The organism is Variovorax sp. OK212 (genome assembly GCF_900112425.1).
In the GTDB taxonomy this organism is placed as follows: Bacteria; Pseudomonadota; Gammaproteobacteria; order Burkholderiales; family Burkholderiaceae_C; genus Variovorax.
On record NZ_FOLP01000017.1, the window covers coordinates 1 to 13,652 of the forward strand.

16 protein-coding genes are annotated in these 13,652 nt (G+C 65.6%); 3 read left to right on the forward strand and 13 right to left on the reverse strand.

Annotated features, from left to right (window positions below; translation table 11 throughout):
• From BM004_RS31405 to BM004_RS31445, 9 genes are all read right to left on the reverse strand, one after another.
• A partial coding sequence (locus tag BM004_RS31405; protein ID WP_038111923.1) for a GTP-binding protein occupies positions 1 to 91 on the reverse strand: 91 nt, incomplete at its 3' end.
• Between the two features lie 140 nt (positions 92 to 231).
• Positions 232 to 2,331 (reverse strand): elongation factor G, encoded by a 2,100-nt coding sequence (gene fusA / locus BM004_RS31410; protein WP_093133817.1) that lies wholly within the window; start codon positions 2,329 to 2,331, stop codon positions 232 to 234.
• 96 nt (positions 2,332 to 2,427) lie between these two features.
• A complete protein-coding gene (gene rpsG, locus BM004_RS31415; RefSeq protein ID WP_007829591.1) occupies positions 2,428 to 2,901 on the reverse strand; it encodes a 30S ribosomal protein S7 in 474 nt (157 codons plus the stop codon).
• A 150-nt stretch (positions 2,902 to 3,051) separates the two neighbouring features.
• Positions 3,052 to 3,429, reverse strand: a complete 378-nt coding sequence (gene rpsL, locus BM004_RS31420; RefSeq protein ID WP_013543948.1) for a 30S ribosomal protein S12 — start codon at positions 3,427 to 3,429, stop codon at positions 3,052 to 3,054.
• A 204-nt stretch (positions 3,430 to 3,633) separates the two neighbouring features.
• On the reverse strand, positions 3,634 to 4,803 hold the full coding sequence (locus BM004_RS31425) for a D-alanyl-D-alanine carboxypeptidase family protein (protein WP_093219217.1): 1,170 nt from the start codon (positions 4,801 to 4,803) through the stop codon (positions 3,634 to 3,636).
• A 40-nt stretch (positions 4,804 to 4,843) separates the two neighbouring features.
• Positions 4,844 to 5,476 carry an alpha/beta hydrolase gene (locus BM004_RS31430; RefSeq protein WP_093219218.1) on the reverse strand — a complete coding sequence of 211 codons (633 nt, stop codon included), beginning with the start codon at positions 5,474 to 5,476 and terminating at the stop codon, positions 4,844 to 4,846.
• Between the two features lie 45 nt (positions 5,477 to 5,521).
• Positions 5,522 to 5,875 (reverse strand): (2Fe-2S) ferredoxin domain-containing protein, encoded by a 354-nt coding sequence (locus BM004_RS31435; protein ID WP_093133809.1) that lies wholly within the window; start codon positions 5,873 to 5,875, stop codon positions 5,522 to 5,524.
• 129 nt (positions 5,876 to 6,004) lie between these two features.
• The gene (locus BM004_RS31440; protein ID WP_093133807.1) at positions 6,005 to 7,144 is read right to left on the reverse strand and encodes a VanZ family protein; all 1,140 of its coding nucleotides are present in this window, start codon (positions 7,142 to 7,144) and stop codon (positions 6,005 to 6,007) included.
• Positions 7,145 to 7,158: 14 nt separating this feature from the next.
• On the reverse strand, positions 7,159 to 7,587 hold the full coding sequence (locus BM004_RS31445; protein WP_093133805.1) for a CopD family protein: 429 nt from the start codon (positions 7,585 to 7,587) through the stop codon (positions 7,159 to 7,161).
• A gap of 367 nt (positions 7,588 to 7,954) precedes the next feature.
• Between BM004_RS31445 and hemB the strand changes: the two genes are divergently transcribed.
• Positions 7,955 to 8,941, forward strand: coding sequence for a porphobilinogen synthase (hemB, locus tag BM004_RS31450; RefSeq protein WP_093133802.1), 987 nt, complete (start codon positions 7,955 to 7,957; stop codon positions 8,939 to 8,941).
• A gap of 19 nt (positions 8,942 to 8,960) precedes the next feature.
• Entirely contained in the window at positions 8,961 to 10,151 is a 1,191-nt protein-coding gene (locus tag BM004_RS31455; RefSeq protein ID WP_093133800.1) for a magnesium transporter CorA family protein, read from the forward strand.
• Positions 10,152 to 10,237: 86 nt separating this feature from the next.
• Here BM004_RS31455 and BM004_RS31460 read toward each other — a convergent pair whose 3' ends face one another.
• Both BM004_RS31460 and BM004_RS31465 read right to left on the reverse strand, forming a co-directional pair.
• Positions 10,238 to 10,606 (reverse strand): DUF4148 domain-containing protein, encoded by a 369-nt coding sequence (locus tag BM004_RS31460; RefSeq protein WP_093133797.1) that lies wholly within the window; start codon positions 10,604 to 10,606, stop codon positions 10,238 to 10,240.
• A 223-nt stretch (positions 10,607 to 10,829) separates the two neighbouring features.
• On the reverse strand, positions 10,830 to 11,180 hold the full coding sequence (locus tag BM004_RS31465; RefSeq protein ID WP_093133795.1) for an alpha/beta hydrolase: 351 nt from the start codon (positions 11,178 to 11,180) through the stop codon (positions 10,830 to 10,832).
• 133 nt (positions 11,181 to 11,313) lie between these two features.
• Here BM004_RS31465 and BM004_RS31470 point away from each other — a divergent pair, with 133 nt between their 5' ends.
• A complete protein-coding gene (locus BM004_RS31470; protein ID WP_093133792.1) occupies positions 11,314 to 12,228 on the forward strand; it encodes a LysR family transcriptional regulator in 915 nt (304 codons plus the stop codon).
• Between the two features lie 57 nt (positions 12,229 to 12,285).
• Here BM004_RS31470 and BM004_RS31475 read toward each other — a convergent pair whose 3' ends face one another.
• On the reverse strand, positions 12,286 to 12,969 hold the full coding sequence (locus BM004_RS31475; protein ID WP_093133790.1) for a dienelactone hydrolase family protein: 684 nt from the start codon (positions 12,967 to 12,969) through the stop codon (positions 12,286 to 12,288).
• A gap of 60 nt (positions 12,970 to 13,029) precedes the next feature.
• A complete protein-coding gene (locus BM004_RS31480) occupies positions 13,030 to 13,635 on the reverse strand; it encodes a 2-hydroxychromene-2-carboxylate isomerase (RefSeq protein WP_177206666.1) in 606 nt (201 codons plus the stop codon).
• Positions 13,636 to 13,652 lie beyond the last annotated feature (17 nt).

A 13,652-nucleotide genomic window follows, 5' to 3' on the forward strand; every position in this document is an offset into this window, starting at 1 on the left:
CAGCCGTCAGCGTGGTCTTGCCATGGTCGACGTGACCGATCGTGCCCACGTTGACGTGGGGCTTGGTACGGGTGAACTTACCTTTTGCCATTTTTTAATCCTTGAAAGAGCATGTCCCGTGTATTGGTTTTATGTCTGCACCGCATTGCTGGTTCCTTCGCCACGGGCAGCGGAGGGCACACGATCGCAGACAAGAAGGGCCGCGCACTGCACGGCCCCACATTCCTGAAATTACTTTGCGCGAGCGGCCACGATGGCTTCGGCAACGTTACGCGGAGCTTCAGCGTAGTGCTTGAACTCCATCGTGTACGTGGCGCGGCCTTGCGACATCGAACGCAGCGTGGTCGAGTAGCCGAACATTTCCGACAGCGGCACTTCGGCCTTGATGGACTTGCCGCCACCGATCATGTCGTCCATGCCTTGCACCATGCCGCGACGCGAGGACAGGTCGCCCATCACGTTGCCGGCGTAGTCTTCAGGCGTTTCGACTTCCACGGCCATCATCGGCTCGAGGATCACGGGGCTGGCCTTGCGGGCGCCTTCCTTGAAGCCGAAGATGGCGGCCATCTTGAACGCCATTTCGTTCGAGTCCACGTCGTGGTACGAACCGAAGTGCAGCGTGACCTTGACGTCCACGACGGGGTAGCCCGCCAGCACGCCTTGCGTCAGCGCTTCAACAACGCCCTTTTCCACCGCGGGGATGTACTCGCGAGGAACCACACCGCCCTTGATGGCGTCGACGAACTCGAAGCCCTTGCCGGCTTCCTGCGGCTCGAGCTTCAGGATCACGTGACCGTACTGGCCCTTGCCGCCCGATTGGCGAACGAACTTGCCTTCGGCATCTTCGACGGTCTTGCGGATCGTTTCGCGGTAAGCCACTTGCGGCTTGCCCACGTTGGCTTCCACGCCGAATTCGCGCTTCATGCGGTCCACGATGATTTCAAGGTGGAGCTCGCCCATGCCGGCGATGATGGTCTGGCCCGATTCTTCGTCGGTCTTCACGCGGAACGAAGGATCTTCCTGAGCCAGGCGTTGCAGGGCGATGCCCATCTTTTCCTGGTCGGCCTTGGTCTTCGGCTCGACGGCCTGCGAGATCACCGATTCAGGGAACACCATGCGCTCGAGCGTCACGATTGCATCCGGATCGCACAGCGTTTCGCCGGTGGTCACTTCCTTCAGGCCCACGCAGGCGGCGATGTCGCCGGCGCGGATTTCGCTGACTTCTTCGCGGTTGTTCGCGTGCATCTGCACGATACGGCCGATACGTTCCTTCTTGCCGCGCACCGGGTTGTAGACGCTGTCGCCCTTCGAAAGCACGCCCGAATAGACGCGCACGAAGGTCAGCTGGCCCACGAACGGGTCGGTCATCAGCTTGAATGCGAGAGCCGAGAACTTCTCGCTGTCGTCAGCCTTGCGGATGACAGGCGCTTCGTCTTCGTCCAGGCCGTTCACCGGCGGAATGTCGGTCGGAGCGGGCATGTATTCGACGACGGCGTCGAGCATGGCCTGCACGCCCTTGTTCTTGAAGGCCGAGCCGCACAGCATCGGCTGGATTTCGCCGGCGATGGTGCGCTGGCGAATGGCCTTCTTGATTTCTTCCTCGCTCAGCTCGCCGCCTTCGAGGTACTTGTTCATCAGCTCTTCGCTGGCTTCTGCAGCCGCTTCGATGAGCTTTTCACGGTATTCGTTGCAGACATCGGTCAGGTTGGCCGGAATGTCGCCGTACTGGAAGGTCACGCCCTTGTCGTCGTCCCAGATGATGGCCTTCATCTTCACGAGGTCGACGATGCCCTGGAAGTGCTCTTCGGCACCGATCGGGATCTGGATCACGACGGGGTTGGCCTTCAGGCGGTCCACCATCATCTGGCGCACGCGCAGGAAGTCGGCGCCGGTACGGTCCATCTTGTTGACGAACGCGAGACGGGGCACCTTGTACTTGTTTGCCTGGCGCCAGACGGTTTCCGACTGGGGCTGCACGCCGCCGACGGCGTCGTACACCATGACCGCGCCGTCCAGCACGCGCATCGAGCGCTCGACTTCAATGGTGAAGTCCACGTGGCCGGGGGTGTCGATGATGTTGATGCGGTGTTCGTCGAACTTGCCGGCCATGCCCTTCCAGAAGCAGGTGGTGGCAGCGGACGTGATCGTGATACCGCGCTCTTGCTCTTGCTCCATCCAGTCCATCGTGGCGGCACCGTCGTGCACTTCACCGATCTTGTGGTTCACACCGGTGTAGAACAGGATACGTTCGGTCGTCGTGGTCTTGCCGGCGTCGATGTGCGCGGAGATGCCGATGTTGCGGTAGCGCTCGATGGGGGTCTTGCGGGACATGATTTACTTTCGGGTTGAAATGCGTTGAGCGCTGGGCCCCGAGCACGGGCACAACGCCCGACACTCGACACCCAACGCCCAAGCGAAGTTTGATTTTTAGAAGCGGAAGTGGCTGAACGCCCGGTTGGCTTCTGCCATGCGGTGCACTTCATCGCGCTTCTTCATGGCACCGCCACGGCCTTCCGTGGCTTCCATCAGTTCGTTGGCCAGACGCAGGGCCATCGACTTCTCACCGCGCTTGCGGGCAGCTTCCTTGATCCAGCGCATCGACAGCGCCAGACGGCGCACGGGGCGCACTTCGACCGGAACCTGGTAGTTCGCACCGCCCACGCGGCGCGACTTCACTTCGACCATCGGCTTCACGTTGTTGATGGCAACGGTGAACGCTTCGAGGGGGTCCTTGTCCGGGTTCTTCTTTTCGATGAAGTCGAGAGCACCGTAGATGATGCGCTCGGCAACAGCCTTCTTGCCGCCTTCCATGATCACGTTCATGAACTTCGACAGCTCGACATTGCCGTACTTGGGATCCGGCAGGATTTCACGTTTGGGGACTTCGCGACGACGTGGCATTTTTTTAACCTCTTTGCTTCAGTTGGTACCGTTTCCGATACCGCGAGAGCCAGTTCGAACTCTCACTTACTCGACCCGACATTGGGTCACTTCGTTCGATGTGCCTGCCAAGGCAACCGAACACCGCTTGTTTTCTAACGACAGGAAGGCTTAAGCCTTCTTGGGGCGCTTCGCGCCGTACTTGGAACGCGACTGCTTGCGGTCTTTCACGCCTTGCAAGTCGAGCGAACCGCGCACGATGTGGTAACGAACACCGGGCAAGTCCTTGACACGACCGCCGCGAACCAGCACGACGCTGTGTTCCTGCAGGTTGTGGCCTTCGCCGCCGATGTAGGAGATGACTTCGAAGCCATTGGTCAGACGGACCTTGGCAACTTTACGAAGCGCCGAGTTGGGCTTCTTGGGCGTCGTGGTGTAGACGCGGGTGCAGACACCGCGACGTTGCGGCGAGTTCTGCATGGCAGGGCTCTTCGAATTGATCTTTTCGACCGTTCGACCCTGACGCACCAGTTGATTGATGGTTGGCATGAATGAATAAGTCCCAAAACAGCCCGGCTTTGGCTATTAACCGCTCCTGTCGTGACGCAGGAACAACCGGGAGATGACGAAAACGTGAAACCCTTCGGAAATTTCCGAAAAGCCCACGAGTATAGCAAACGAGTCCGAAACAGCAAGACCGACCGTGGCGAAAGCCCTGCCGCAGGCCGCGTCTATGTGTTTATCGCCTCCGGATCACTTGATCCAGAGCCGCACGGCATCCCAGGCGCGGCCGAAGATACCGGCCTGCTCGACGGGCTCCAGGGCCACCAGCGGCACGTCGGCCACCGGCTGGTCGTCCAGCGTGACCTTCAGCGAGCCCACCGGCTGGTACTTGGTGAACGGCGCCACCAGGGGGTCGGGGCGCGACACCTGGGTCTTGATCTTGCTGGCGGTGCCTGCCGGCACGGCGACCACGATGGGTTCGGGGCGGCCCAGCTTCAGTGTGTTGGACTTGCCCTTCCACACGGCCGGGGTGGCGGCCGGCTGGCCGCCGTCGAACAGGCGAACGGCGTCATAGGCCGTGTAGCCCCAGTTCAGCAGCTTCTGCGATTCGTTGGCGCGCACGGTCTCGCCGGTGGTGCCCAGCACGATCGCCAGCAGGCGGCGCCCGCCGGTCAGGTTCGGGAAGTCGCGCTTGGCGGTGGCGATCATGCAGTAACCGGCGGCCTCGGTGTGGCCGGTCTTCAGGCCGTCGACGGTCGGGTCGCGGAACAGCAGCAGGTTGCGGTTGGTGTCGTTGGTCGACGGCGTGCCCGGGTAGCGGTACTTCTTGATGGCGTAGTACTTGGCTTCCTCGGGGAAGTCGCGCACCAGGCGGGTCGCCAGGATGCTCAGGTCGCGGGCCGTCGTGGTGTGGCCGGGCGCCGTCAGGCCTTCGGGGTTCTTGTAGCTGGTGTTCTTCATGCCCAGCGCCTTGGCCTGGGCGTTCATCATCTCGACGAAGTGCTCCACCGTGCCGCCCACGCCTTCGGCCAGCGCCACCGTGGCGTCGTTGCCCGACTGCACGATCAGGCCCTTGATCAGGTCTTCCACCGGCACCTGCATCTTCGGGTCGATGAACATGCGCGAGCCGGGCATCTTCCAGGCGCGCGGGCTGACCGGCATGGTCTGCGTCAGCGTGATCTTCTTGGCCCGCAGCGCGTCGAACACCACATAGGCAGACATCAGCTTGGTCAGCGAGGCCGGCTCCACCGGGCTGTCGATGTCCTTCTGCGCCAGGATCTGGTTCGCGGTCACGTCCAGCAGCAGGTAGCTGCGCGCTGCGATCTCGGGCGGCGCCGGCACCTGGGCGGCGGCGATGAGGCTGACGGATGCGGCGGCGGCAAGGACCAGCGTGCGGAGCGCGCCTAGAAAACGATTCATGGAGAGTGCGGAAAGAGACGAAAACAAGCCTGCGAGGCGATCAGGCAATGCCCGCGCGCAGATGGCGGACAACGAGACTTTTGAGGAGCGGCAATTGTCCGTGAAAGAAATGGCCGCCCCCGGGGACGACTGTGACAGGAAGTGACTGCGGCCGCGCCCAGTCCATCACGGCGGAGAGCGCCACGGTGTCGTCGGCCTCGCCGTGCACGACCAGCGCGCGTTCGTGCGCCTCGGCGGGCAGCGGGGCCACCACGTTGCGCGCGGCGGCCGTGCCGACCAGCACGATCTGCCGGACGTCGCGTTCGACCCAGAGCTTCTCGACCGCGCCGCTGGCAACGAACGCGCCGAACGAAAAGCCGGCAATCGCGATCGGGCCTTCGGGCGCCAGCTGGCCGACGACATTCAGCATGTCTTCGAGTTCGCCGCGCCCTTCGTCGTGCACGCCTTCGCTGGCGCCCACGCCGCGGAAGTTGAAGCGCACCGTGGTCCAGCCGCACGCCACGAAGGCACGCGCCAGGGTCTGGACGACCTTGTTGTCCATGGTGCCGCCGAACAGCGGATGCGGATGGGCGATCACGGCGATGCCGCGCGCGGTTTCAGCGGGCTGGTCGCGCTGCACCTCGATTGCGCCGGCGGCGCCCTGAAGGCTGAGTTTTTCTGTTTGGGAATTCATTGGCACAGGTTACGCACGGTACGAGCGAAGGGCCGGCGAAAAAGTTCAGCGCCCGACGTCGGCCGGCAGCACGAGGCGCTCGACGACCTGGCCGTTCTTCAGATGGGACTCGACGATCTCGTCGATGTCCTCGCTGTCGACGAAGGTGTACCAGACGGCCTCCGGATAGACCACGGCCACCGGCCCGCCCGCGCAGCGGTCGAGGCAGCCGGCCTTGTTGACGCGCACCTTGCCGGGCCCGGAAAGCCCCTGCTCCTTGACCTTCGCCTTGCAGCGGTCGAAGCCCTCCTGCGCGTTGTGCAGGGCGCAGGAGTCTTCGCCGTTCTTGCGCTCGTTGAGGCAGAAGAAGATGTGGCGGCCGTAGTAGCCGGTCGGTGCGGCGGGTGTGGGGCTGGGCATCGCAGGATTTTAGTGACCGGCCCTTCCAGCGCGCCCTGTTCAACCTTTGCCGGCCCTGGTCAACCTTTGTCGGCCCTTGTAGGCCCTTGTAGGCCCTTGTAGGCCCTTGTCGGCTCCTGTCAGCCTTGGTCAGCCCTGGTCAACCTTCGCCTTCTCCCCGCTGCGGCGCGACAGCGCCGCCACCACATAGGCCAGCACCGCGAAAGGCCAGCTCCACCCCAGCCACTGGGCCAGCCCGTGGAAGCGGATGAATCGCCCCTGCTCCCACGTTGCCAGCGTCTGCGCGAAGTAGGCGCTCTCGGGCGCCTGGTTCAGCAGGCTCAGCTGCAGCACCAGCCCCACCAGCAGCAGCGCCGCGCAGAGGCGGCGCGGCGCGAACAGCAGCAGCACGCCGGTGAACAGCGCGGCCGCCATGCCGACCTGCACCGGCAGGTCGAGCCAGGCCCATGCGTGGTCGGGCCCGTAGCTCAGCGCCGCCGACAGCGCCGACGCCGCCACGCCCGCCAGCAACGTCAGCGGCAGCAGCACGGCGCGCTGCACCACGGAGCGCGCCACCAGGTAGCCCAGCAGGCACGGCACCAGCGCGCCCAGCATCACGCACAGCAGCTCGACCGCCGGCACCAGCGGCTCGAGCTCGAACTGCCGCACGGGCAGCCAGTCGATGAAAGGGGTGTCGAGCAGCCATTCGGAAATCGCCACCTCGAGCCGCTCGAACACCTGGCCCAGCCCGAAGGTGACGGCCGCCGGGAACAGCAGCGCGAACGGCCAGAGCGCGAGCAGCACCAGGCCGCCGCGCGCGTCCTCCACGAACCATTGGGAGCGCGCCCGGCTCCAGTGCGCAACCGCCCCCAGCCGCTCGAGCCCCGCCGCCAGCACCGCGCCGAGGATGGCGCCCGACGTGTTCAGCCCCAGGTCGACGTTGGACGGAATGCGCGCGGGCAGGTAGCTCTGCAGCGTCTCCATGGCAAAGGCGATGGCTGCCCCCGACGCGGTGGCGCGCAGCACAGCCCGCCACACGCCGGCGCCGGGGCGCGTGCGCAGCACCGCCAGCGCACAGAGGAAGCCGAAGGGCACATAGCCCACCACATTGATCGCGAAGTCGAAGCCCGTCCAGTACTTGGGCCAGGGCGCCGACAGGTAGGCCCAAGGGGCGATCCCCTGGTCGCGCCAGTCGGCGAACGGGTACAGGCTGGCATAGACGATCAGCGCCGCGTACGCCAGCGCCAGGGGGAGCGCGGCGGACTTGTGCGGCCTTGGCGCCTGGTCCACTGGATGCCCCGGCCTCAGAACGGCTTCACGACCACCAGGATCACGATGGCCAGCAGCAACACCACCGGCAGCTCGTTGAACCAGCGGTACCAGCGGTCGCTGCGCCGGTTCTGCCCTGCCACGAAGCGGCGCAGCAGCACGCCGCAGCCGTGGTGGTAGCCGATGGCCACCACCACCAGCGCCAGCTTGGCGTGCATCCAGCCGTTGCCCGGGCCGCGGCCGATGCCGTAGCCCAGCCAGAGCCAGGCGCCGAAAACGATCGCGGGAACCGCCAGCATCGTGGTGAACCGCATCAGCTTGCGCGCCATCAGCAGGAGCCGGGCGCGTTCCGCCACCGATTCGGGCGGCACCATGGCCAGGTTGACGAAGATCCGGGGCAGGTAGAACAGCCCCGCGAACCAGCTGGCGATGAAGACGATGTGAAGAGATTTGACCCAGAGCATGCGGGCCAGTTTAGTGGCGCGCCTCCCGCCACCGCCCGTTTTGCCCGTGCACGCAAAGGCGACGGGCAAAAAAAAGCCCGACGTCTTCACGTCGGGCTGGGAAGCCCTTTTGCTGTCACACATCAAGGCACCCGCTCAGGGAGGAAAAGCGGGGAGCGGCAAGCCGCCCGCTGAGAATTTAACAAAGACGAAACAAGGTTTCAAGCGACTGAGGCACTTTCTTTGACATTTGAAGCAAAAAATTGAGAACCTTGGTTCTACGATTTTCCGTAGTTGTCAGACAACCGGCCACATGGCGCGGCGTACTGCGAAAGAGTGCTTCAGGCACAATTTTGGATATATGACGTCATCAAATTCCCCCCTGGCCATGTTTCCCGCCGGGCGGCCGCGACGGTTGCGCCGCGACGCTTTCACCCGCAACCTGGTTAGAGAGCATGCGCTCACTGCACACGACCTGATCTATCCGGTGTTCGTACAGGAAGGCGACAAGCGCCGTGATGCCGTCCCTTCGATGCCCGGCGTGGAACGCCTGAGCCTCGACCTGCTGCTGCCCGTGGCCGAGCAGTGCGTGGAAGCCGGCATTCCGGTGATGGCGCTGTTCCCCGTGATCGACGCCAGCCTGAAGACGCCCAACGGCGACGAGGCCTTCAACCCCGACGGCCTGATTCCCCGCGTGGTGGCCGCGCTGAAGGCGCGCTTCCCCGAGCTGGGCGTGATGACCGACGTGGCCCTGGACCCCTACACCAGCCACGGCCAGGACGGCCTGCTCGACGAAACCGGCTACATCCTGAACGACGCCACGGTCGAGGTGCTGGTGAAGCAGGCGCTCACCCAGTCGCAAGCCGGCGTGGACATCGTGGCGCCCAGCGACATGATGGACGGGCGCATCGGCGCCATCCGCAACGCGCTCGAAGCCCGCGGCGACATCCACACGCGCATCATGGCCTACAGCGCCAAGTACGCCAGCGCCTTCTACGGCCCCTTCCGCGACGCCGTCGGCTCGGCCGCCACGCTCGGCAAGAGCAACAAGAAGGTCTACCAGATGGACCCCGGCAACAGCGACGAGGCCCTGCGCGAGGTCGCCATCGACATCGCCGAAGGCGCCGACATGGTGATGGTGAAGCCCGGCATGCCCTACCTGGACATTGTGCGCCGGGTGAAGGAAGAGTTCCGCGTGCCGACCTTCGCCTACCAGGTGAGCGGCGAGTACGCCATGCTCAAGGCCGCCGCCCAGAACGGCTGGCTCGACCACGACGCCGTGGTGCTCGAAAGCCTGCTGGCCTTCAAGCGCGCCGGCGCCGACGGCGTGCTGACGTATTTCGCGCTCGACGCCGCGCGCCTGCTGAAAAGCTGACAGCGCGCGGGCACCGGGCATGCGCATCTTCGAAATCAGCCGTACGCAGGTCAGCGAGCACGCCGCGCTGGCACCCCTTGCGGTGCCGGGCGCCTGCGGTGCCGGCGGCTACCTGTGGATCTCGCTCACGCGCGAGGAATTCCGCGCCTCCCTGGCCGAGGTGCAACAGATCCTGCAGGCGCTGTGCCTCACGCAGCTGGTCGACCTGCACGTGGCCGACCTGCTCAACGACCAGTTGCCCTCGCACTACGACTACACCTCGCAGTACGACGTGCTGGTGTTCCGGCGCCTGGCCAACGGGCAGGGGCAGCCTGCGCTGGCCAATCTGGGCAATGGCAAGGGCACCGGGAACGAAACACCGCCCGCGACGCCTCTCGCGCCCCCAACACCTCCCACCCCCCGCAGCGGCCCGCCCGTGCTGCGCCGCGTCGACACCCGCCCGGTCGGCTTCGCCGTCTTCGACCGCGTGCTGCTGTCGGTGCACCCGGAAGACGGCGCGGTGCGCGACGCCTTCGCCACGCGGCTGCTGGCGGCCGCATCGCCCGACGACCGGGGCGCCCCGGCGCTGGACGTGCGCGCCACCTCGGCCCGCCTGCCGGCCAGCCCGTCGGACCTGATGCTGCGCGTGATCAACCAGATCGTCGACGGCTACCTCGACCTGCGGCGCGAGCTCACCAAGCAGCTCGACCATTGGCAGACCGAGCTGATCGACCCGCGCAGCCGCTTCACCAACTGGGGCGCGCTGATGGAGGCACGCCAGTCGCTGCACCACCTGGACGAGATCTGCGAGGACCAGCGCGCCGCCATGCAGGACTGGATCGACTCGCTCGAGACCCTGCCCGTGCCCAAGGGCGAGACGGAGCTGCGCGAGCGCGAGCTCATCATGATCCGCAGCCGCGACGTGCTCGAGCACATCGAGCGCGTGGTGCACCACGTGCACCGGCTGGAGCAGAACGCCGAGACGGCCGTGCAGATGCACTTCAGCGTGCAGGGCCACCGCGCCAACGACATCATGCGGGTGCTGACGGTGCTCACCGCCGTGTTCCTGCCGCTGAACCTGATCGCGGGCATCTTCGGCATGAACTTCGAGTTCATTCCGCTGGTGCACAAGGCCGACGGGTTCTGGATCGCGATGACCTCGATGCTGGTCATCGCGGTGCTGCTGGTGCTGATCTTCTGGCGCAAGCGCTACCTGGCGCGCACCCGCTGAGCGCCCGGCCTGCCGCGCCAAAGAAAAAGGGCCCCGCTTTCGCGGGGCCCTTTTTCAATTTCGGCAGCCCCGAAGGGCCACTTCAATTACTTGGCGACAGCGCCCGAGCCTTGTTGGGCTTGAACGTTCACGTCCATCGGGTGTTGCATGTTCGACACCACCTTGCTGTTCACGCGCGAACCGGCGGTCACGTTCTGGTTCGGAGCGTAGGCGGTACGGACGGCTTCGGCTTCCACCAGGGCGCGGTCCTTCGACACGGCGACGGTTTCCGCGCCGCGCGAACCGCGGGTCACGTTCTGGTTCGGCGCCGATGCGGTGCGCACGGCTTCGGCGTTCACGTCGTCACGGCTCTTGGTCGAGACGGCGGTGTTCACGCCTTGGTACGTTTCGGCTTGGGCAGCGGTGGCGGCCAGCAGGGTCAGGGCGGCAGCGGCGAGGATTTGCGAGGTCTTCATTGTCAGTTCTCCTAGTGTGTTCGTCGGATGGTTCGTCCACCAGGCTTGCTGGTTCGCTTGCCTGTGCGGCGAGTTTCCGGGCGAAAGGCATTGCCAAATCACTCGGTTCAGAGACACGGTGTTTCCTCTATTGAAACAATGCTGACATCCGGGCATGCAAAGAAAAAGCCGGGCGGTTCGCACCGGCCCGGCTTTCGATCGATGTGAACGCCGGCTTTTCGTCTCAGCGGCGTGGCGCCTCGAACTGCGGCGGCACTTCGCTGTTGACGAAGGCGCGGCGGTCGAGGTTCTGGTTCGGCGCGTGAGCGGCGGCAACCGCCTCGGCACGGATCGAAGCCCGGTCGCGCGAGCTCGGCCGCGACGTCAGCGGCGCCGCTACCACGTCGCCGTAGACATTGCCGCCGCGCGCCGCGGCATCGGCGCCCGATGCCACGTCGGCCCGGCGGGTCACGGCCTGCAGCGGCCGCACCGGTTCGAAACCCGGCGCGCCATTGGCTTGCGCGCCCTGGGCCTGCGCGCCGGAGGCGGCGAGCAGGGACAAAACGGCAGCGGCGATGAGGTTCGAGGTCTTCATTTCAGTTCCTTCCAACGACCCAGCCAGGCTGGCGATGTCGGCGTGTAACCGAAGTGTCGCTCGAACCAGTTAGGAAAAACCCGGGAGAATCGAACCATCGCGTTCCCAAAACGGAAACAATGGGCTCATTCACATGGACAGTCTCGATCTGATCAGAACCTTCCGGGAAGTTGCCTCGCACGGCAGCTTTTCCCAGGCAGCCAAGAGGCTCGACATGTCGAAGGCCACCGTCAGCAAGTATGTGGCCGAGCTGGAAACCCGCTTCGGCGTGCGCCTTCTCAACCGCTCCACGCGCTCGGTGAGCCTGACCGACGCCGGCCAGCTGCTGCTGGAGCGCAGCACGCCCATGCTCGAAATGGTCGAGCTCACCCAGTCGGAGCTGCAGGACCGCGCCAGCCAGCCCAGCGGGCGGCTGCGCATCTCGGCGCCGCACGGCATGGGCAGCGGCGAGTTTCCGAACCTGCTGGCCGACTTCATGCGCTACTACCCCGACGTGACGATCAGCCTGCAGCTGACCAACCGCACCGTCGACCTGGCCGAGGAAGGCATCGACGTCGAGCTGCGCAGCGGCCCGGTGGAAGACGCCAACCTCATCGTGCGCAAGCTGCGCCTCATGAACATGGTGGTCTGCGCCTCCCCGGTCTACTGGAAGAAGCACGGCAAGCCCGAGCACCCGCGCGACCTGGCCAGCCACGACGCGCTGACCTTCTCGCTGCTGGGCCAGCAGCCGGTCTGGCGCTTCGACGACAACGGCACGCCGCTCGACGTGCCCGTGAAAAGCCGCATGGACTGCACCGAGGGCGCGCCGCTGATCCGCGTGGCCATGCACGGCTTCGGCGTGATCTACCTGCCTTCGATCCTGGTGCAGTCGCACCTCGACCACGGCGAGCTGGTGCCTGTGCTGCCGGAATACGCCCGCAAGGACATGTGGCTGTCGGCCGCCTACCTGCAGCGGCGCCACAACAGCGCCGCGCTGCGCGCCCTGCTCGACTTCCTGCAAACCCGCGTGGGGCCGGGCAGCACGCCGCGCAAGCCGAGCCACGCCTGAACGCAAAAAACCCGGCAGCGCCGGGTTTTTTCATGGTCGAACGGAAAAACCGACGGCTCAGCCGAGGTGCTTGGCGAAGAACGCCAGCGTGCGTTCGCGCGCCAGCTTGGCCGCATCGGCGTCGTACGAGCCGCGCTGGTCGCAGTTGAAGCCGTGGCCCACCGGGTACACGTGCACTTCGACTTCGGGGTGCGCCTTCTTGAACGACTCGATCGTGTCCAGCGGAATCCAGTGGTCCTGGTTGCCGAAGTGCGCGAGCACCGGCACCTTGGGACTGCGCGCCGTTTCTTCCGGCGAGGTCATGCCGCCGCCGTAGTAAGGCGCTGCCGCCGCCAGGCCCGGCAGCAGCGCGGCGGCGCGCCACACCAGCAGGCCGCCCCAGCAATAGCCCACGATGCCGACCTTGCCGGCCTTCGACGCGTAGGCGATCGACGCCTCGATGTCCTGCAGCACGCCGGGCGCGGGCAGCGCCTCGACCGCGGTCTTCAGGCCGAAGCCGTTCTTCATGTCGTCGTCCGAGTAGCCCAGCTCCACGCCCGGCTTCACGCGCTGGAAGGTAGCCGGTGCCACGGCCAGGTAGCCCTCGGCCGCATAGCCGTCGGCCACCGAGCGGATGTGCGAGTTCACGCCGAAGATTTCCTGCACCACGACCACCGCGCCGCGCGGCTTGCCGGCGGGCTCGGCCACGTAGGCGGGGAAGGTGAAGCCGTCCTTGGCGGTGAGATCGATGAATTGGCCCATGTTGTCTTGCTCCTTGATGGCAGATGGATGAATGAATGCCGGCGTTGCGGCATCAGGGAATCAAGGTTGCAGCGCCCGCTCGACGAAGTCGAGGCGGTCCTGCCCCCAGAAAATCTCGCCATCGACCACATAGCTCGGCGCGCCGAACACCTGAATGTCGATGGCCTCCTGCGTGTAGGCCTCGTAGCGCTCCTGCACCGCCTGGCTCAGCGACTGCTCCGAGCGCTTGGCCGGCAGGCCGCTTTCCACGACCAGCGCTTCGAGCACGTTGGGGTCGCCGATGTTGCGCTCCTGCGACCACACCGCCGCGAAGACCGCCGCGCACATGCGCATCGCGGCCTCGGTGCCGTCGTGCAGGTCGACCGCGATGATGACGCGCGCCGCGTCGTCGCCGGCCACCGGGAAGAACTTCGGCTTGACGTTCAGCGGCAGGCCGAGGTGGCGCGAACAACGCGCGAGGTCGGCCAGCCGGTACGCCTGGCGCTGCGGCGCACGCTTGCCCAGCGGCAGGCCGCCGGACACGGGGAACACGCTGCCCAGGTCGATCGGCCGCACGCGCACCGTGGCGCCGGCGGCCGCAGCAATCGCCGCGAAGCGGGAATGCCCCAGATAAGTCCATGGGCTCTGTGGCGCAAAGTAGTAGTCGATCGTTTTGCCGATGCTCATTAGGTAACCTCCGTGCT